Source organism: Micromonospora sp. PLK6-60, from assembly GCF_019890675.1.
In the GTDB taxonomy this organism is placed as follows: domain Bacteria; phylum Actinomycetota; class Actinomycetes; order Mycobacteriales; family Micromonosporaceae; genus Micromonospora.
In genome coordinates this window covers 136593-155590 of record NZ_JAIOAA010000007.1, presented here as the reverse complement: position 1 = coordinate 155590, position 18998 = coordinate 136593, and the positions used below count along the sequence as shown (strand labels likewise).

15 protein-coding genes and 1 pseudogene are annotated in these 18998 nt (G+C 73.7%); 9 read left to right on the top strand and 7 right to left on the bottom strand.

The features are described from left to right. Positions 1–213: 213 nt before the first annotated feature. On the bottom strand, positions 214–1233 hold the full coding sequence (locus K7640_RS16100) for a hypothetical protein (RefSeq protein ID WP_222955646.1): 1020 nt from the start codon (positions 1231–1233) through the stop codon (positions 214–216). Positions 1234–1781: 548 nt separating this feature from the next. Between K7640_RS16100 and K7640_RS16095 the strand changes: the two genes are divergently transcribed. Further along, complete coding sequence (locus tag K7640_RS16095) at positions 1782–3575, top strand: glycoside hydrolase family 6 protein (protein WP_222955645.1); 1794 nt, start codon at positions 1782–1784, stop codon at positions 3573–3575. Between the two features lie 265 nt (positions 3576–3840). On the opposite strand, the gene K7640_RS16090 is transcribed toward K7640_RS16095, so the two are convergent. The 5 genes from K7640_RS16090 to K7640_RS16070 form a co-directional block, all read right to left on the bottom strand. Continuing rightward, positions 3841–4221 carry a hypothetical protein gene (locus K7640_RS16090; protein ID WP_222955644.1) on the bottom strand — a complete coding sequence of 127 codons (381 nt, stop codon included), beginning with the start codon at positions 4219–4221 and terminating at the stop codon, positions 3841–3843. A gap of 69 nt (positions 4222–4290) precedes the next feature. Next, a complete protein-coding gene (locus K7640_RS16085) occupies positions 4291–4617 on the bottom strand; it encodes a hypothetical protein (protein ID WP_222955643.1) in 327 nt (108 codons plus the stop codon). Positions 4618–4630: 13 nt separating this feature from the next. Beyond that, on the bottom strand, positions 4631–6289 hold the full coding sequence (locus K7640_RS16080; RefSeq protein ID WP_222955642.1) for a sodium:solute symporter family protein: 1659 nt from the start codon (positions 6287–6289) through the stop codon (positions 4631–4633). A gap of 157 nt (positions 6290–6446) precedes the next feature. After that, positions 6447–7529, bottom strand: coding sequence for a hypothetical protein (locus K7640_RS16075; protein ID WP_222955641.1), 1083 nt, complete (start codon positions 7527–7529; stop codon positions 6447–6449). A gap of 13 nt (positions 7530–7542) precedes the next feature. Then, on the bottom strand, positions 7543–8139 hold the full coding sequence (locus K7640_RS16070; RefSeq protein WP_222955640.1) for a hypothetical protein: 597 nt from the start codon (positions 8137–8139) through the stop codon (positions 7543–7545). A gap of 277 nt (positions 8140–8416) precedes the next feature. Here K7640_RS16070 and K7640_RS16065 point away from each other — a divergent pair. From K7640_RS16065 to K7640_RS16035, 7 genes and pseudogenes are all read left to right on the top strand, one after another. Further along, positions 8417–10663, top strand: a pseudogene (locus K7640_RS16065) (nitrate- and nitrite sensing domain-containing protein); the annotation flags it as partial. A gap of 389 nt (positions 10664–11052) precedes the next feature. Continuing rightward, positions 11053–11472, top strand: a complete 420-nt coding sequence (locus K7640_RS16060) for a roadblock/LC7 domain-containing protein (protein WP_222955638.1) — start codon at positions 11053–11055, stop codon at positions 11470–11472. Beyond that, positions 11462–11851, top strand: a complete 390-nt coding sequence (locus K7640_RS16055; RefSeq protein ID WP_222955637.1) for a DUF742 domain-containing protein — start codon at positions 11462–11464, stop codon at positions 11849–11851. Before K7640_RS16060 ends, K7640_RS16055 begins: the two co-directional genes overlap by 11 nt. Beyond that, entirely contained in the window at positions 11832–12434 is a 603-nt protein-coding gene (locus K7640_RS16050; protein WP_374198093.1) for an ATP/GTP-binding protein, read from the top strand. Before K7640_RS16055 ends, K7640_RS16050 begins: the two co-directional genes overlap by 20 nt. A 126-nt stretch (positions 12435–12560) precedes the next feature. Then, the gene (locus tag K7640_RS16045) at positions 12561–13595 is read left to right on the top strand and encodes a lactonase family protein (protein WP_222955635.1); all 1035 of its coding nucleotides are present in this window, start codon (positions 12561–12563) and stop codon (positions 13593–13595) included. Positions 13596–13786: 191 nt separating this feature from the next. Beyond that, a complete protein-coding gene (locus K7640_RS16040) occupies positions 13787–15529 on the top strand; it encodes a substrate-binding domain-containing protein (protein WP_222955634.1) in 1743 nt (580 codons plus the stop codon). A 203-nt stretch (positions 15530–15732) separates the two neighbouring features. Continuing rightward, positions 15733–17217 (top strand): sugar transferase, encoded by a 1485-nt coding sequence (locus K7640_RS16035; protein WP_308042569.1) that lies wholly within the window; start codon positions 15733–15735, stop codon positions 17215–17217. Between the two features lie 8 nt (positions 17218–17225). Here the strand turns inward: K7640_RS16035 and K7640_RS16030 are convergent, their stop codons facing one another. Next, a complete protein-coding gene (locus tag K7640_RS16030) occupies positions 17226–18356 on the bottom strand; it encodes a PP2C family protein-serine/threonine phosphatase (RefSeq protein ID WP_222955632.1) in 1131 nt (376 codons plus the stop codon). Between the two features lie 98 nt (positions 18357–18454). Between K7640_RS16030 and K7640_RS16025 the strand changes: the two genes are divergently transcribed. After that, positions 18455–18970 carry a MarR family winged helix-turn-helix transcriptional regulator gene (locus K7640_RS16025; RefSeq protein WP_222955631.1) on the top strand — a complete coding sequence of 172 codons (516 nt, stop codon included), beginning with the start codon at positions 18455–18457 and terminating at the stop codon, positions 18968–18970. Positions 18971–18998 lie beyond the last annotated feature (28 nt).

Below are 18998 nucleotides of genomic sequence, written 5' to 3'. Positions count from 1 at the left end.
ACGTCGGACTCCGGCCAGGTCGCGGCGGTCCCGGTGCTCGTCGCGACCGGTCCGGCCCCGGCCAGTGGCTGCGGTGGGCGCAGCGGGGGCGCGCCGCCCCGGGTGGCGGCACCGATCATCCCGGCGCCCAGCAGGGCCAGCAGGAGGACGACGGCCGCGCCGGCGGCGCGCCACGGTCTCCCGTGACGGCCGCCGGCCGGTGTCGCCGTCCCGTCAGACGAGGGAACCATCGGTCCGACGCCGACGCATCAGCACGATCCCGCCGAGCGCCGCGGCACCCAGCATGCCGGCCCCGCCGGCGGCCATGCCCGTGTCCAGCCCGGTGCCGGTCATCCCACCGTCACCGCCGTCCACGCTGCCGTGGGGCAGGACGACCAGCTCACCCTCGCCGCAGGAGCCCTGGAGCTCGTAGCGGCCGGGCTTGGCGTGCTCGTCCACCCGGGCCTCGCCGTAGTAGACGAAGTCCCGCTTGTGCTCCCAGCCGTCCTCGTCGGCCCAGCCGGACTCCTTCTGGTCCTTCTTCCAGGAGTCCTCCTCCTGGCCGTACTTGTCGTACTCGTTCTTCCAGGAGTCCTGGCCGTGCTCCTCGTGGCCCTGCTCCTTGCCGTAGCCCTTCTCGTGCTCCGGCCCGCCCTTGCCGGGCTCCGCGCCGGGCTCCGGCTTGCCGTGCTCCGGCTTCTCGCCGGAGCCGTCGGCGGCGAAACCGCCGCCCTGGCCGTCCAGCTGCGGCTCCCAGGGCCCGCTCTCCGGCCCCTGCTCGCCCTTGCCATCCTCGGGCTTGCCCGGCCCGGGCTTGCCCTCTTCGGGCTTGCCCTGTTCCGGCTTGCCCTGCTCGCCCTTGCCCTCTTCGGGCTTGCCGGGCTCGTGCTTGCCCTCCTCGGGCTTGCCCTTCTCGTCCTTGCCGTGCTCCTCGCGGCCCTGCTCCGATTCGCGCCAGTCGCCCTTGTCCTCGTCGCGCCAGTCACGCTCGCCGTCGCGGGCCTCGTGCAGCTTCACCTTGCCGGTGACCTTGGACCAGACGAAGGCGTGCTCCTGCTCCTGCGAGCAGATTTCGGTGAGTTCGACCTTGTCGCCGGCCTTGACGACATGCGGCTTGGCGAAGACCTTCCCGTCCCGGTCCTCGCCGTCGTGGTGACCGCCGTCCGCGAACGCGAAACCGGGCGAGAACACCAGCAGGGACGCGCCACCCAGGGCGGCGCCCGCAACGACCTTCCCGAGCATCTTCTTTGCCATGACCTGCGTCACTCCATCCCTGTTGTCCCGAGCTCGGTAACTTCCGAGCTACGACCGACGTTAGACCTGTTCATGAGTTATATGGGGAAAGATTCGTGTTTTAGATTTAGCTGAGCTTGATCCGCATTCGAGTGCTACGACACATCTGCCGGATTGCCGCCCGCCCCGGCGGTCCCGCATCGCCCGGGCGGCCTCGGTCGCCTTGTGGCGTCCGGTGGGAGTTGGGCGGCCCGTCCGGGTCGGCGGCGAGCCGCACTGCGGCGCCAGCGATCGAGGCATTGCCATGGAAGCGCTCCCATGCGAGAATCGCTTGCACGCGGTTCGGGGAGCCACACCGCGCCGAGTCAGACGCCGAGGGCACCGGTCAATCCGGACGGCGTCGGGCCGCCGACCGGTAGCGCCGGTCGCTCACACCACCACCACGCCCGTCCGGGTCGGGCGCCCCCCGAAGAAACCCGTGGCACCGACGGCCGTCCCACCGGACGCCGCCCGGGCCGATTTCGCCGGGCCGTACGCGGATCCCGGTCTCGCCCAAGGAGATCAGTGGCATGAATCTGTGGAGAAGGCTGTCCGGCCGTAGCCGGGCGCTCGCGCTGACCGGCGCGGGCGTCCTGGTGGCCGGCGGACTGGTGACCATCCCGGTCACCGCGGCGCAGGCCGCGACCCAGTGCAGCGTGGACTACACCACCAGCGACTGGCCGGGTGGTTTCACCGGCACCGTGACGATCAAGAATCTGGGCGACCCGCTGAGCTCCTGGAACCTCGGCTTCAGCTTCCCGAACAGCGCGCAGAAGGTCGTGAACGGCTGGTCGGCCCGATGGTCGCAGAGCGGCCAGAACGTCACCGCGCAGAACGAGTCCTACAACGGCTCGCTGGCCAGCGGGGCCAGCACCACCATCGGCTTCAACGGGTCCTGGAGCGGGAGCAACCCGAAGCCGACCTCGTTCACCCTGAACGGGACGGTCTGCAACGGTGGCACCCCGCCCACCACCACGCCGCCCACCGGCACGCCGACCAGCACCCCGCCCACCACCTCGCCGACCAACCCGCCCCCCACCACGACCACCCCGCCGCCGCCCGGCCAGAAGGTGGACAACCCGTACGCCGGGGCGAAGGGGTACGTGAACCCGGAGTGGAAGGCCAAGGCCGAGTCGGTGTCCGGCGGCAGCCGGGTGTCGAACAACCCGACCGCGGTCTGGATCGACCGGATCGCCGCCATCAACGGCACCCCGAACAGCAGCTCCAACGGCGCGATGGGGGTCCGTGACCACCTGGACGCCGCGCTCGCCCAGGGCGCCGGCTACATCCAGTTCGTCATCTACAACCTGCCCGGCCGGGACTGCTCCGCGCTGGCCTCCAACGGCGAGCTGGGCCCGGACGACCTGCCCCGCTACAAGGCCGAGTACATCGACCCGATCGCCGCGATCCAGGCCGACACGAAGTACCGGAACCTGCGGATCATCAACATCGTCGAGATCGACTCGCTGCCCAACCTGGTGACCAACACCTCGGGCAACGCGGGCGGCACGGTCATGTGTGACACGGTCAAGGCCAACGGCGCGTACGTGAACGGCGTCGGCTACGCCCTGGCCAAGCTGGGCGCGATCGGCAACGTCTACAACTACGTCGACGCCGCGCACCACGGCTGGATCGGCTGGGACAGCAACTTCGGCCCGGTCGCCGACCAGCTCCTGGCCGCCGCCAAGGCGTCCGGCAGCACGGTGAACAACGTGCACGGCTTCATCGTCAACACGGCGAACTACTCCGCGCTGCGGGAGCCGTACGTCAAGGTCACCGACTCGGTGAACGGCCAGACCGTCCGCCAGTCCAAGTGGATCGACTGGAACCAGTACGTCGACGAGCTCTCCTTCGCCCAGGCGTTCCGGAACAAGCTCGTGCAGGTCGGTTTCAACTCCGGCATCGGCATGCTGATCGACACCTCCCGCAACGGTTGGGGCGGCACCGCCCGGCCCACCGGCCCGGGCCCGAACACCAGCGTCGACGCCTACGTCGACGGCGGGCGGGTCGACCGCCGCTACCACACCGGCAACTGGTGCAACCAGTCCGGCGCGGGCCTCGGCGAGCGGCCGAAGGCCGCCCCGGAGTCGGGCATCGACGCGTACGTCTGGGTGAAGCCCCCGGGTGAGTCGGACGGCTCCAGCACCGCCATCCCGAACAACGAGGGCAAGGGCTTCGACCGGATGTGCGACCCGACGTACACCGGCAACGCCCGCAACGGCAACAACCTGTCCGGCGCCCTGCCCAACGCCCCGATCTCGGGTGCCTGGTTCGCGGCGCAGTTCAGCCAGCTCATGCAGAACGCCTACCCGCCGCTCTCCTGACCGGCGCGACGGCCTGCCCGCCGCCGCGGGAGTGAGGCACCGCGGCGGCAGGTTCCCCGGGGCCCCCGGCCCGACCCCCTCCGGTCGGCCGGGGGCCCCACCCCGTCCGCCCGCACCCCGCCGCACCGACGCGGGGCCCGCACCGCCTGGACGGCGCAGGCGTGGGCCCGCACCGGCGGGACGGCGCAGGTGTTAAGCGGGGGCCCCTGCTATACAAAATGCGTTAACAGGGTGCCCCTCCTTACCCCCGGTCCGGGCGCGTGGGTCAGGGCACGGTGCGTTCGATCGCCGCCCGGCCCAGCTCGGCCAGGTCGCGCCGGGCCCGCTCCAGGTTCTCCGGGGTCACGTCCTGGCCCCGGGCCCGCACCAGGTCCTCCGGCTCCCAGGGCTGCTCGGCGCCGGTGCGGATGTTGTCCCCGCCGGCGCCCGTGCCGGTGCCGGTGGCGCCCGTGCCGGCCGCGTACGGGTCACCGATCAGGTCCTCGGTCGCTCCGGTCGCCCCGCTCGCCCCGGGCTCCGCGAAGGACGGGTTGTCCGGGTCGGTGCCGCCACCGGTGACCAGCTGCGGCACCGTGGTCTCGTCGTCCACCGCCGCCGCCACCTCGGGGCTCTCCTCCAGCGGCCGTTCCCGGTCCCGATCGGTCATCGCCTCTGCCCTCCTGTCCGGTTTCGTGCTCCCCCTGACGTACCCGTCGGGGGCCGGGACATGCCGGGCCTAGGGGCGCTCCTCGCCGTGCCGGGGCGCCGGCGTCTCGTTGGGGCTGAGCCACTGCCAGGCCAGCATGATCAGGCCGAAGATCAGCATGGCCAGGCCGGCCCAGAGGTTGATCCGCAGGCCCTGCGCCTTGTCGATCTGGGCCGGCGAGTCGAAGAGCCCGATCAGGCCGACGATCAGCCCGTACGCGACGAAGAGGCCACCGATCACCCGGCGGATGTCGAACAGCCGGGCGGCGGCGGAGCGGTCCCGCTCCTCCTCGGTCTCCTCGACGAGCGGGTCGTACGACTCGTGGTCGTAGTGGTGCGGCTCGCGGGGGTCGGACATGCGGCGTCCCTTCCTAGAAGACCGGGATGTAGAAGAGCGCGGCCAGGATCACGGCGACCACGCCGAGCAGCACCGGCGAGCGGTACCAGGCGGCGTCGCCGGCCAGCGAGTCGTCGGCCAGCCGGGTGTTGGCCATGCCGTACACCAGCCCCTCCAGCTCGTGGTCGCGCTTGGGCCGGGTCAGCGGGGTGAGGATCGCGGCCACCACGGCGACCGTGGCGAAGGCGATGCCGGCGCCCCAGAAGCTCTCCTCCAGGTCCGAGTTGAAGTGGAACCAGCCGAAGAACTTGTAGCCCAGGTAGGTGAACAGGGCCGCCAGGGTGCCCAGCAGCAGCGACCAGAAACCGGCCACCGCGCTCATCCGCTTCCAGAACATGCCGATGATGAAGGTGGCGAAGAGCGGGGCGTTGAACAGGGAGAACAGCGCCTGGATGTAGTTCATGATGTTGCTGAAGCCGGCCGCGATGAACGCCGTGCCGATGCCCACCAGCACGCCCAGCACGGTGGCGATCCGGCCCACCCGGACGTAGTACTCGTCCGAGCGGTCCCGCTTGAAGTAGGCCTGCACGATGTCGTAGGTGACCACGGTGTTGAAGCCGCTGACGTTGGCCGCCATGCCGGCCATGAACGAGGCGAGCAGGCCGGTCACCGCGACCCCGAGCACCCCGTTGGGCAGCAGGTCGCGCATGAGCAGCGGGATGGCGTTGTTGTAGACCAGGTCGCCCGACTCGGCGCCCAGGCCCTTGACCGTCACCAGGGCGACCAGGCCGGGGATGACGGTGACCAGGGGGATGAGCAGCTTCGGGTAGGCGGCGATGATCGGCGTACGCCGGGCGGCGCTCATGTTCCGGGCCGACAGGGCGCGCTGCACCTCGGCGAAGTTGGTGGTCCAGTAGCCGAAGGAGAGCACGAAACCGAGCCCGAACACGATGCCCAGCCAGTGCGCGCCGAGCGGGTTGTCCGTGCTGCCGGTGCCCTGCCAGGTGTGCAGCCCGGCCGCGCCGAGATCGGAGCCCCGGACCGCGTCCATCAGACCGGCGACGCCGCCCACCTTCACCAGCCCGATCACCGTGATCGGGATCAGCCCGGCGAGGATCACGAAGAACTGGAGCACCTCGTTGTAGATCGCGCCGGAGAGCCCGCCGATGGTGATGTACGCCAGCACGATGAAGGCGCCCACCACGATGGCGACCCAGAGCGGCCAGCCCAGCAGGGCCTGCATCACCAGCCCGAGCGCGTACAGGTTGACCCCGGCGATCAGCACCTGGGCGACGGCGAAGCTGATCGCGTTGAGCAGGTGGGTCGGCCGGTTGAACCGCAGCCGCAGGTATTCCGGGACGCTGCGGACCTTCGAGCCGTAATAGAAGGGCATCATCACGATGCCCAGGAAGACCATCGCCGGCACGGCGCCGATCCAGTAGTAGTGGAGCGTCATCGCGCCGTACTGGGCGCCGTTGGCGGCCATGCCGATGATCTCCAGCGCGCCCAGGTTGGCCGAGACGAACGCCAGCCCGGTCACCCAGGCGGGCAGGGAGCGCCCGGAGAGGAAGAAGTCCACGCTGGTGCGGATCGCCCGGCGGGCGGCGAACCCGACCCCCAGCACCGTGACGAAGTAGAGCGCCAGGATCAGGTAGTCCAGGCCGTTCATGTTCAACCGCAGGCCGTCACCCATGGTGAACTCCCTCCGCGGCGGTGCCGCGTCGTCGCAACCCGATCGCGGGTCCGCTCTTACCCCGATCGCGCCGTTTCATGCCTGGCGCGTGGTCCGGGGGCAGATGACGAGAACCCCCGGCCGGAGCTACCGGCCGGGGGTTCTGCTGGTGGTGGGCTCAGCGGCCGAGCACGCGGTCCAGGAAGTCGCGGTACTGGCGGACGGCCATCCGCAGCTGCTCGGTGTCCGCCTCGCCGGCGTCCTGCCAGCCGCCGAGCTTGTCCCGCTGCGCCGCCAGCGCCGTGGAGAGCGCCTCGATGGCCTCCCCGACCAGCGACTGGGCTTCGCCCACGGCGGCCCGCGGGTCGTCGACGAAGCGCAGTTGGACGTCGCGCCAGCGGTCCCGGAAGCCCTGCGCGGCGGCCGGCTCGAAGAGGGTCGCGGCGTCGGTCGGCACGGCGCCGCCCGCCGGCCGGGCCGCCGCGGCGAGGCCGGCGCCGGCCACCCCGGCCGTGCCGGCCGCGGCCACCCCGGCCTCCGACGTGGTACGCGCGTCCCGGTCGGTCTCCGCCGGCTCCCGGTGCGCACCGGGGGCGTCGGCCTCCCGGTCCTCGGCGTCCGGGTCGACCATGGCCGGGGTGGCGCTGCCGTACCCGGCCGCGCCGGCGGCGAGCGCGTCGTCCCGCCGCTCGTCGCCCGTCTCCTCCGCCCAGTGCTCCCGGCTGTGCAGCCGGTCGCCCGCCGTCGGGTCGGCCCGCTCGTCGTCGAAGGCGTCGGTACGGCCCGGCGCGCCGTCACCCGGCTGGGCGGTGTCCTCGCCCCGCGGGTCCCGCTCGTCGGCCGGCCGGCCGCTGGCCATCGCCGAGGCGGCGACGGCGTCGCCCACGGTGGTCGCGCCGAACGCGGTGGGCAGCGGCGCCGGCTCGTGGAACTCCGGCCGTCCGGTCTCGTCGTCGTCGATCCGGTCGTCGACCGCCCGCCGGTCGTCGTCCCGCCGCCCGTCGTGGTCCCGGTCGGCGTCGCGCACGTCGTACGGGCGGGTGTCGTCGAGGTCGTCGGCGTCCCGGCGGTCGCCGACCGGCTCGCCGGCCAGCACCGGGTCGCCGAAGGTGCCCCGGTCGTCCAGGGACTCCTCGGGCAGCTCGGCCCGGTCCTGCGGGTGCGGCTGATCACCGGTGGGGGCGCCCGGCGGGGGTACCGCCACCGGCGCGGACCGCACGGCCTCCGGGTGGTCGTTGTTGACCTGCTCTTCCTGGCGCATCACGGAAGTCCTCTCAGCGGGTGGTGACGTCGTCGTTCGGACGGTCCGGGTGGTGCTGTCCGGGCAGCTGCCGCCCGACCGGCTCCTCGCCGAGCAGGTCGGCGAAGAGGGCCCGGTAGTGGACCAGGGCCTGGCGGAGGTCCTCGGTGCCGGCCTCGCCGCGCTCGTTGGCGAGCCGGATGTCGTGCGCGTCCCGGTAGTGGGTGAGCGTGCGGGCGTGCTCGACGGAGAGGTGGGCGATCTGGTCGGAGAAGTCGCCGGTCGGGTAGCCACGCTCGGCGATCAGACGGCTGACCAGCTCGTCGGCCTCGCCGACGGTCTCGGCGGGGGAGTCGACGAACCGGACCTGGAGTTCCTCCCAGGCGGCGGCGTACTTCGCCCGGGACTCGGGGCTGAGCGGGGTGAGTTCGAGCTCGGCGTGCCGGCGCTCCCGGTCGCGCAGCTCGCGCTCGGCGGCGCCGCGGCTGTCCTGCTCGGCGACGACGCGGTCGTACTCGGGGCCGAAGCGCTGCCGGAGCGCCCGGCGACGGGAGGCGGTCAGGGCCACGGCGACCAGCGCCGCGACCACCAGGATGACGAGAACCAGAACGACTATCTGCGTGGGCGACATGGCTCCTCCTTTGCCATCGGTATTCCCTCGCGCCGCTGATCGCCAATCCCGATCCGGCCGACTTTCCTGCGTTCGGCAAAACTTGAGTCAGCACAGAAACGGCCGGGCCGATCACCCCGGGCCTTCGGGCGGTGATCGTCGGCGAGACAGCCGGTAGTGCTCCCGGCGGGGATTACGTATCCTGCCCGAGGCGTCCGTGCCGTGCCTGGCGCCGCGGCCGGCGTGTTGCCTGGCCGGAGCCGGTGCCACTGCTGCCACACCTTCCGGGCGAGGTCTGATGAACACCCGCGACTGGCCGATCCGCGCCAAGCTGACCGCGCTGGTCGTGGTCCCGGTGACCGCCCTGCTGGCGCTCTGGATCTTCGCCACCTCGCTCGCCTTCGGCCCGGCGCTGGACCTGCTCTCCGCCCGGACCCTCCTCTACGACCTGGGCCGCCCCGGCGAGACCGTGGTCGCCGAGCTGCAACGCGAGCGCCGGCTCTCCGTGGTCCAGCTCGCCCGCGGCACCGCGCTGCCCGCGCTGGCCGAGCAGCGGGCGCGGACCGACACCGCCGTCGCCGAGCTGGGCCGCCGGATCGGCGGCGACCGGCTGCGCGACGCGGCCGGCGACCTGCTCGACGCCCGCCTGGACCGGCTCACCGTCGAACTGGCCGCGCTGCCCGCCGGCCGGGAGTTCATCGACGGGCGGACGGTGGACCGGGCGGGCGCGATCGGCCTGTACAGCGGCATGATCGACGCGGCCTTCCAGGCGTTCGCCGGGATGGCGTCGCTGCCCGACGCCGACCTCAACCGGCAGGCGCTGGCGGTGACCGCGCTCGGCCGTTCGCGGGAGCTGCTGGGCCGGGCGGACGCCCTGCTGGCCGGTGCGGTCACCGCCGGCCGCTTCGCCGACGGCGAGCACGAGCAACTGGTACGTGTCATCGACAACCAGCGCTTCCTGGTCGAGACCGCGCTGGTCGACCTGCCGGCCGAGGACCGCGCCGCCTACCAGCGGCTGACCGAGTCGGCGGAGTTCGTCCGGCTGCGCGTCATGCAGGACGCCCTGCTCGGCGCCCGCCCGGCGGCCCGTCCGCAGCTCGACATGGGGGCCTGGCAGACCAGCTACGACGCCGTGCAGCAGCGGCTGCGCGACTTCGAGCTGGCCGAGGCCGACGGGCTGGCCGACCGCTCGGTGCCGGTCGCGATCGGGATCCTGGTCCGGCTGGCGGTCGCCGGGCTGGTCGGGCTGGCCGCGGTGGTGGCCTCCGTCCTGGTCGCGGTGCGGGTGGGACGGACGCTGGCGCGACGCCTCACCGCCGTACGCACCGCGGCGCTGGACATGGCCGACCAGCGGCTGCCCGACGTGGTGGCCCGGCTGCGCCGCGGCGAGCAGGTCGACGTCGACCGGGAGGCGCCGCCGCTGGACCACGGCGCCGACGAGATCGGCCAGGTGGGGCGCGCGTTCAACCAGGTACGGCGCACCGCCGTGCGGGCCGCGGTGGACGAGGTGACGCTGCGCCGGGGGCTCAACGAGGTGTTCCTCAACCTCGCCCGGCGCAGCCAGGGGCTGGTGCACCGCCAACTGGCCCTGCTGGACCGGATGGAACGGCACACCGAGGACCCGGACGAGCTGGCCGCGCTCTTCCAGGTCGACCACCTGGCCGCCCGGCTGCGCCGGCACGCCGAGGACCTGGTCATCCTCGCCGGGGCGGCGCCGGGCCGGGGCTGGCGCGAGCCGGTCGCCATGGTGGACGTGCTCCGCGGCGCGATCTCCGAGGTGGAGTACTACGACCGGGTCGACATCACCGCGGTGGAGCCGGCCGGCGCGGTCGGGAGGGCCGTGGGCGACGTGATCCACCTGCTCGCCGAGCTGATCGAGAACGGCGTCGCGTACTCCCCGCCGGCCACCCGGGTCTCGGTCGCCGGTGCGGCCGAGGCGGACGGCTACGTCGTACGGGTCACCGACCAGGGCCTGGGCATGCCGGCCCGGGCGCTGGCGGAGGCGAACCAGCGGCTGGCCCGGCCGCCCGAGTTCGACCCGGCCGACAGTGCCCGGCTCGGTCTGTTCGTGGTGGCGCGGCTCGCCGCCCGGCACGGCATCGAGGTGCGGCTGCACGCCGCCGCGTCCGGCGGGGTGACCGCCGAGGCGCGGATACCGGCGGAGCTGATCACCGCCGAGCCACCAACCCCGGCGGTGCCCGCGACGGGGGTCCGGCCGGCCCGGACCGGCCGGACGGCCACCGTGCCCCGGGCCCGCACCGGCGGGGTGTCCCGTACCCGCCCGGCACCGGCGCGGGCCTCGCTCGTCGAACCGGCCGACGAGCCGGACGGGCTGCCCCGGCGGGTGCGCCGGCGCGGACCGGCGGCCCCCGTCCGGTCGGTCGGCGAGGCGGCGGCCCGCTCGCCCGAGGAGGCCCGCCGGGCGATGGCCGCCCTCCAGGCCGGCACCGCCCGGGGCCGCCGCGACGGCGCCCGCCCCGGCGGCCCGGCCGGGGCGGCCCGGACCCCGCACCCCGCCCCGCCGACCGGCGCTCCGGCGCCGGCCCGAAGCCGCCCCGAGCCGACAGCCGGGTCCGGCCCGGAGACGCCGGCCGAGTCCGGCCCGGAGACGCCGGCCGAGTCCGGCCCGGAGACGCCGGCCGGGAGCCGCCCGGAGCCGCCGGCCGGGAGTCGCCCCGAGCCGACGGCCGGGTCCGGCCCGGAGATCCCGGGCGGGAGCCGTCCGGAGCCGACGGCCGGGTCCGGCGCGGAGCCGCCGCCCGGGTCCGGCGCGGAGACGCCGGCCGGGAGTCGCCCCGAGCCGACGGCCGGGTCCGGTGCCCCGGCGGGCGACACCGATCGAACCGGGGGCGGGCAACCGGCCCCCGCACCGGCTGCGCCGCCCCCGGCGGCGGCCGGGGAACCGCGAACCGCGACCGAGAGGGACAACCGGACGTGAACACGACGAAGCAGGGCCCAGCCCTGGACTGGTTGCTCGACGAGCTGGTGGCCCGGCTACCGGCCGCCCGGCAGGCGGTCGTGCTCTCGGCCGACGGCCTGCTGCTGGGCGCGTCGGCCGACCTCGACCGCGACGACGCCGAGCACCTCAGCGCGCTCGCCTCGGGCTTCTCCAGCCTGGCCAAGGGCGCGACCCGGCAGCTGGCCGGTGGCGCGGTCCGGCAGACCGTGGTGGAGATGGAGGCGGCCTACCTCTTCGTGACCGCCGCCGGGCAGGGCGCCTGCCTGGCCGTGGTCAGCGAGGCCGACGCGGACATCGGCCTGGTGGCGTACGAGATGGCGATGCTCGTGATCCGGGTCGGCGAGTACCTGAGCGCACCGGTCCGCACCGACCCGGAGGTCGCCGATGCGGGCTGACCGACCGCGGTCGCGGCACGAGTGGCTGGACGCGGCGGCCGGCCCGGTCGTCCGCCCGTACACCCTCACCGGCGGCCGGGTGCGGCCGTCGGGGCGGGGGCTCGGCCTGATGGCCCTGGTACGCGCCGAACCGGGCGCGGACCCGGCGGCCCACCCGCGCCTGCAGCCGGAGCACCGGCGGCTGGTCGAGCTGACCCGGCGCCCGGCGCCGGTGGCGGAGCTGGCCGCCCAGCTCGACGTCGCGGTCGGCGTGGTCCGGGTGCTGCTGGGCGACCTGCTCACCCGTGGTCTCGTGACGGCGCACGAGCCGGCGTCCGTCCCCGGTAGGTTCGACGACGACATCCTCAAGGCGGTGGTCAGTGGACTCCGTGCGCTTTGACCGGGAGGGACCGGTGGACCGGATCCCGATGGCTCTGAAGATCCTCGTCGCGGGGGGCTTCGGGGCCGGCAAGACCACGCTGGTGAGCGCGCTGAGCGAGGTCCGGCCGTTGCAGACCGAGGAGATCCTCACCGACGCCGGCAGCGACACCGACGACATCTCCGGCGTGGAGGGCAAGACGACCACCACGGTGGCGATGGATTTCGGCCGGATCACCATCAACGACGATCTCCAGGTCTATCTGTTCGGCACGCCCGGTCAGGACCGGTTCTGGTTCCTCTGGGACGAGCTGGCCTTCGGCGCGCTCGGCGCGGTGGTGCTGGCCGACACCCGCCGGCTGGCCGACTGCTTCCCCTCCATCGACTACTTCGAGCAGCGCGGCATCCCGTTCGTGGTGGGGGTGAACTGCTTCGAGGGCGCCCGCCGGTTCGGCCTGGAGGCGGTGCGGCGCGCCATCGACCTCGACCCGGACGTGCCGCTGCTGCTCTGCGACGCCCGCGAGCGGCAGTCCGCCAAGCTGCTGCTGATCTCCCTCGTCGAGCACGTGGCGCGGCAGCGCGGTGAGCCGGTGCCGGTGGGCTGATCCGCTGCCGCGCCGCGGTCGCCGGCACGAATCCGCGGAAACAGGGCTGGAGATCGGCGATCCTGGGAAACGGTGTTCCTGGGAAAGCGGAACAGCGACGGAGCAGCTCGGCGGAAGGTGGGTCCGGTGGCGGATCAGGGCACGATCGTCCACATCGGTGGTTACACGGCGCACAGTGACGGGCGGGCCGAGGGCATCCTGGCCGCCCGCCGGGACCCGGCCACCGGGGCGCTGACCCCGCTCGGCACGGCGGCCGTCACCCCGTCGCCGTCCTTCCTCGTCCGGCACCCCGCCCGGCCGGTGCTGTACGCGGTCAACGAGCTGCCCGAGGGGACGGTGAGCGCCTTCCGGGTCGGCCCCGACGGCGCCCTCGACCCGCTGGGGGTCCGGCCCACCGGCGGGGCGGAACCCTGCCACCTGGCGGTCGCCCCGGACGGCCGGCACCTCTTCGTCGCCAACTACGGCGGGGGCAGCGTCGCCGTCTTCCCGCTCGACCCGGACGGTGTGCCCGGCGAGCGCAGCGACCTGGTCCGGCACGAGGGGCACGGGCCGGACCCGGAGCGCCAGGACCGGGCGCACACCCACATGGTCTCCCCGGATCCGGGCCGCGGGCCGCTGCTCGCCGTCGACCTCGGCACCGACTCCGTCTACCGGTACGACCTGGACGCCGACACCGGGCGGCTGGTGCCCACCGGCCCCCGGGTGCGGACCGCGGCGGGGGCGGGTCCGCGGCACCTGGCCCGGCACCCGGACGGGCAGCGGGCCTGGCTCGTCGGCGAGCTGGACGGCACGGTCACCGCGTACGCGCTGCGCGACGGGACGCTGCACCAGCGCGGCCGGGTGGACGCCAGCGGGCGGGCCGGGCACGTCCAGCCCTCGGAGGTCGCGGTGGGAGCGGACGGCCGGTTCCTCTACGTGGGCAACCGGGGCGTCGGCACGGTCGCGGTCTTCGCGCTCGCCGGCGAGCTGTCGGAGCTGGTCGCCGAGGTGGACACCGGTGGCGAGTGGCCCCGGCACTTCGCGCTGGCCGGGGCATACCTGTACGTCGCCGACGAGCGGGCGGACATGGTCAGGATCCTCCGGGTGGACCCGGCGACGGGCGTACCGTCCGCGGTGGGTGAGCCGGTGGCCGTGCCGAGCCCCACCTGCGTGCTGCCCTGAGCCGTCGCGGTCGACCGTCGGTGATCCGCCGACCGCCGTCCGCAGTGGACCCGGAACGCGCCGAGACTGACCGATCACTCAATGTAGCAATTTGGCGATCAACTGTTGCTCCTGAGTAACTTTCGTCCGAACGGTTGTGGCAGTAACCCCACGAGATACGCAAGATGGTCACCGTGTCAGGCCGCCATCGCATGCGTTCAAGTATCCGAGGAGCAGGAGCCGCCGCGGCGGCCACCGCGCTCGTCGTCGTCGTCGCGGGATCCTGGTTCGGATTCCAGCAGCTCGCCCAGCCGGCCTGTTCCGGCAAGATCGAGCTCTCGGTGGCCGCCGCCCCGGAGGTGGCGCCGGCGATCCAGTCCGCGGCCGCCCAGTGGGTTTCCGACGGCGCCGCCGTCGGCGGTACCTGCATCGCGGTGAACGTGGCCGCCTCCGACTCGGTCGACGTGGCCGCCGCGGTGGCCAGCAAGCACGGCGCCCGGCTCGCCGGCGTCGGCCAGGCCAGCGGCACGGCGGTCACCCCCGACGTCTGGGTGCCGGACTCCTCGACCTGGCTGCTGCGGCTGAAGACCGGCGGCGCCGCCGCCTTCGCGCCCGGCAACGGCGCGTCCATCGCCCGCAGCCCGGTCGTGGTCGCGGTGCCCGAGCCGGTGGCCGAGGCCCGCTTCGGCTGGCCGGAGAAGAAGGTCACCTGGATCGACCTGCTCCGACAGGTGAGCAGCGACAAGCCGATAAGAGCCGGGATCGTCGAGCCGACCCAGGACGCGGCGGGCCTGTCCGGGCTGCTCTCCATGACCGCGGCCGCCAGCGGCTCGGGCGGCGACGCCCAGAAGGCCACCACCGGTGCGCTGCGCGCGCTGGCGACCGGTCGGTCGGCGCTGCGCCAGGACCTGCTCGCCCGCTTCCCGCGCTCCACGGACCCGACGGCGGTCGCCAGCGGTCTCGGCGCCGCCGCGCTGTCCGAAGAGGACGTCATCGCCTACAACCAGACCAAGCCGCCCATCCCGCTGGCCGCCCTCTATCTCGAACCGTCGCCGATGCCGCTGGACTACCCGTACGCGGTGCTGCCCGGTATCGAGCCGGCCAAGGCATCCGCCGCCCGGGTGCTCTACGAGCTGCTCACCACGCCGGGTTTCCGCAACCGGCTGGCGGCGCAGGCGCTGCGGGCGCCCGACGGCAACTGGGGTGACGGGTTCAAGGCGCCGCAGGGCGCGCCCAGCCCCGCCGGGGGCGCCAAGACGGTGCCGCCGGCGGGCGGTACCGCGGCCGGTGGCCTGGACCCGGTGGCCATAGAGCGTGCCGTCTCCAGCTGGTCCATCGCCACCCAGTCCGGCCGGATGCTCTGCGTCATCGACGTCTCCGGCTCGATGAAGGAGCCGGTGGCCAGCGCCAACAACGCCAGCCGGGCGCAGGTCACGGTCGCCGCGGCCAGCCGGGGTCTGGGGCTGTTCGACGACTCCTGGTCGATCGGCCTGTGGACCTTCTCCACCAGGCTCATCGGCAACCAGGACTGGCGGGAGATCGTCCCGATCGGGCCGCTGTCCAGCCAGCGGGGCAAGCTCGAGCAGGGGCTCGGCAGCGTGAAGCCGTCGAAGGGCGACACCGGCCTGTACGACACGATGCTGGCCGCGTACAAGGCGGTGCAGGACGAGTGGGAGCCGGGCCGGGTCAACTCGGTGGTGCTCTTCACCGACGGGCAGAACGACGACGACGACGGCATCAGCCAGACGCAGCTGCTGTCCGAGCTCAAGCGGCTCGCCGACCCGGAGAAGCCGGTCCAGGTGGTCATCATCGGTATCGGTGGCGGGGTCAACAAGGCCGAGCTGGAGGCGATCACCAAGGTCACCGGTGGCGGCAACTTCGTCACCGAGGACCCGTCGAAGATCGGCGACATCTTCCTGAAGGCGATCGCGCTGCGGCCGAACGCCCCCCGCTGACCGCTCAGTCAGGACGCCCCCGCCGCACCGGGAAACCGGTGCGGCGGAAGGCTTTCCGGGCCGGCGACGCACAAGAGAACAGACGGTAACCTGTCGAAAGCAATCGGCAACCATAATTGTCCGGCAGGATGACGGAAGCGCTTCGGAGCCGCCCGCCCGTACCGGGCCGGTCACCGGCCCGGCGACGGCGGAGGGGAGGCCCGGTGGCCACGGCGACACTGTTGACCCCGAGCGGAACGTCGTCGCGGTCGGCGTACGAGACACCGGGCTCGGCGGCCCGCGCCGCCCAACGCGCCTACCTGCACAACCTGGTGGTGCTGGACACGGCGGTGCTGTCGGTGGCGGTGGTGGCGGGCTACCTGCTCCGCTTCGGCGCCGCCGACCCGAGCGGCGCGACCGTCCCGTACGTCCTGGTGGCGCCCGTCCTGGTGGTCACCTGGCTGGTGTCGCTCAAGGCGCTGCGCTGCTATGACGACCGGGTGGTCGGGTACGGCGCCGACGAGTACCGCCGGGTCAGCTCGGCCAGCCTGCGGATGGCCGGCGGCCTGGCCATCGCCGGGTACATCACCGACGTCGGGGTGTCCCGCGGCTTCCTGGCCATCACCTTCGCCCTCGGCACCATCGGCCTGGAGGTGGCCCGGTTCGTGGCCCGCAAGTGGCTGCACCGGGCCCGGCGGCGGGGCACCGGCTGGTCCCGCAAGATGCTGGTGGTGGGGGACACCGCCCACGTGCTGGAGCTGGTGCACACGCTGCGCCGGGAGCCGTACGCGGGCTACCACGTGGTGGGCGCCTGCATCCCGGACGCGCTGCTGGCCCCGGTCCCGCAACGGCTGGACGACGTGCCGGTGGTGGGCTCGTTCCGGGGCATCCCGGAGGCGGCCACCGCGATCGGCGCGGACACGGTGGCGGTCACCGCCTCCGGCGAGCTGACCGCCGGCCGGTTGCGCCGGCTGGGCTGGCAGTTGGAGGGCACCGGCGTGGACCTGGTGCTGGCCCCGGCGCTGACCGACGTGGCCGGACCGCGGATCCATACCCGGCCGGTGGCCGGGCTGCCGCTGATCCACGTCGAGGCGCCCGAGTTCCGGGGGGCCCGGAAGCTGGTCAAGGGCCTGGTCGACCGGACCGCCGCGGCGCTGGCCCTGGCCCTGCTGCTGCCGCTGCTCGCGGTGATCTGCCTGGCCGTCAAGCTGGACAGCCGGGGGCCGGTGCTGTTCCGGCAGGTCCGGGTGGGCCGGGGCGGCCAGGAGTTCGGCGTCTTCAAGTTCCGCACCATGGTGGTCAACGCCGACGCGCTGCTGGCGGAGCTGGCCGCCCGCAACGAGACCGACGGGCTGCTGTTCAAGATGCGCGACGACCCCCGGGTCACCCGCGTCGGCCGGCTGCTGCGCAAGTGGTCCCTGGACGAGCTGCCCCAACTGGTAAACGTGCTGCTCGGCCAGATGAGCCTGGTCGGCCCCCGGCCGCCGCTGCCCTCCGAGGTGGCCCGGTACGACGGCGACGTGGCCCGACGGCTGCTGGTCAAGCCGGGCATGACCGGCCTCTGGCAGGTCAGCGGCCGGTCCGACCTGAGCTGGGAGGACGGCATCCGGCTCGACCTGTACTACGTGGAGAACTGGTCGCTCGCCGCCGACCTGACCATCCTGTGGAAGACCGTCGGCGCGGTGGTCCGGGGGCGCGGGGCGTACTGACCGGCCGGTCAGGGCTGCGGGCCGAGCCAGTCCAGGCAGACCACCACGGCGTCGTCGATCAGGTCACCGGCGACGAACGCGCGCAGGTCCCCGAGGAGCGAGCGGACCGCGTCCAGCGGTGACATCGGGCCGGTGCGCCGCAGGAAGCGGTCCAGCGCGCTCTCGCCGTACCGGACGTTCTGGCCGGTCGCCTCGATCACCCCGTCGCTGACCACGAAGAGCCGGTCCTCGCGGCTCAGCTGGAACGCCTGCGGGCGGTAGTCCGTACCGTCGAACATGCCCAGCGGGAACTGCTGTTCCAGCGGCTGCTCGGTGATCTGGCCGCCGCGCAGCAGCACCATCCGGGGCGAGCCGGCGTCCACCACGGTCAGCGCTCCGGAGGCGAGGTCCAGCTCGATCAGCAGCGCGGAGACGTGCTGGTCGCCCCGGTGCTGCGCGTAGATCGCCTGGTCGGCCAGGGCCGCCTGGTCGGCCAGCGCCAGCCCGGCCCGGCGGGCGTTGCGCAGGGCGTGCACGGCCAGCGAGGTGAGCATCGAGGCGGCGACCCCCTCGCCCATGCCGTTGATCACCGCCAGCCACAGCCGGTGCCCGTCGTCGGACCAGTCGAAGCTGTCCCCGCGCACCGCGTACGCCGGTTCGAGCTGGCCGGCCAGGCTGAACGACGGCCGGCTGCGGCTGCGGCCCGGCAGCAGCTCCCACTGGATCTCGGCGGCGAGCGTGAGCCGTCGGGTCCGCCGGGCGGTGCGGTAGAGGTCCGTGCTGGCCGTGACGGCGTCCAGCTCATGGGCGAGGGCGGTGGCGATGCCGGCCAGCTCGCCGACGAGCGCCGGGTCGTCGCGGACCGGGACGAGCCGGAGCACCCCGCGTCGCTCCCCACGCATGCTGACCGGGAAGTAGCCGGTGCCGTCGGCGACCACCGGCTGCTGGTGGTCGAAGCAGCGCCAGGCGGGGTGGCCGGGCGAGGTGATCGGGTCACCCTTGGTGAACGGCAGCAGCGCCGAGAGCCGGTAGTCGATCTGGAGCAGCTCCGCACCGGTGATGCCGTACGCCCGGTCCAGTTCGGCGGCGAGCCGGTCGAGCAGCAGGTCGGCGGGTGCGTCGATCAGCACCCTTCGTGCCTCGTCGTCCGGTCCGCTCATCGCATTGCTCCTTCCGCGCAGGTCCGACGCTCTCTCGTCGGGGGTAGTCTCGACCCACCATGGCGCATGTACCCCTTCCCAGCGGACCAGAAGCGAGTATGGCCGCCGCACTCGACGAGGCGGCGGCCACACTGCTCGGCGTCTGGGAGGCCGCGCGGGAACGAACGACCAGCCGGCTCTCCACCGCCCAGCTACGCGCCGTGATGGTGGTCGAGCAGCACGACGGGATCAACCTCCGCCGGCTCGCCAACCGCCTGGACATGCTGCTCTCCTCCGCCAGCCGGCTCTGCGACCGGCTGGTGGCCGCGGGCATGCTGGAGCGCGAGCCGAGCCGGGCCGACCGGCGGGAGATCTCCCTGCACCTCACGCCGGAGTCGCGACGGCTGCTGGACGAGCTGCGCGCCGACCGGCGGCAGCGGCTGGCGGAGATCCTCGCCGGGATGAGCCCGGAGGGCCGGCAGGCGCTGCTGGCCGGGGTGACCGAGTTCGACGAGGCCGCCCGCCGGCAGCGCGAGGTCGGGGAACCGCCACGGGAGTTACCGGGCCCGGCCGCGCCCGTCGACGCGGGGCCCGGTTGGCAGTTGGACGGCCCGCCCGTCGTCCGCTCGGCCTGACTGGCCGGCGGCACGCCCTCGGCGACGC

Coding starts and splice junctions, on each gene's coding strand:
- K7640_RS16070 (WP_222955640.1), bottom strand. CDS start 8,139: ATGTCGCCCACGCAGATAGTCGTTCTGGTTCTCGTCATCCTGGTGGTC.
- K7640_RS16030 (WP_222955632.1), bottom strand. CDS start 18,356: ATGAGCGGACCGGACGACGAGGCACGAAGGGTGCTGATCGACGCACCC.
- K7640_RS16055 (WP_222955637.1), top strand. CDS start 11,462: ATGCGGGCTGACCGACCGCGGTCGCGGCACGAGTGGCTGGACGCGGCG.
- K7640_RS16080 (WP_222955642.1), bottom strand. CDS start 6,289: ATGGGTGACGGCCTGCGGTTGAACATGAACGGCCTGGACTACCTGATC.
- K7640_RS16095 (WP_222955645.1), top strand. CDS start 1,782: ATGAATCTGTGGAGAAGGCTGTCCGGCCGTAGCCGGGCGCTCGCGCTG.
- K7640_RS16085 (WP_222955643.1), bottom strand. CDS start 4,617: ATGTCCGACCCCCGCGAGCCGCACCACTACGACCACGAGTCGTACGAC.
- K7640_RS16040 (WP_222955634.1), top strand. CDS start 13,787: ATGCGTTCAAGTATCCGAGGAGCAGGAGCCGCCGCGGCGGCCACCGCG.
- K7640_RS16025 (WP_222955631.1), top strand. CDS start 18,455: ATGGCCGCCGCACTCGACGAGGCGGCGGCCACACTGCTCGGCGTCTGG.
- K7640_RS16075 (WP_222955641.1), bottom strand. CDS start 7,529: ATGCGCCAGGAAGAGCAGGTCAACAACGACCACCCGGAGGCCGTGCGG.
- K7640_RS16100 (WP_222955646.1), bottom strand. CDS start 1,233: ATGGCAAAGAAGATGCTCGGGAAGGTCGTTGCGGGCGCCGCCCTGGGT.
- K7640_RS16090 (WP_222955644.1), bottom strand. CDS start 4,221: ATGACCGATCGGGACCGGGAACGGCCGCTGGAGGAGAGCCCCGAGGTG.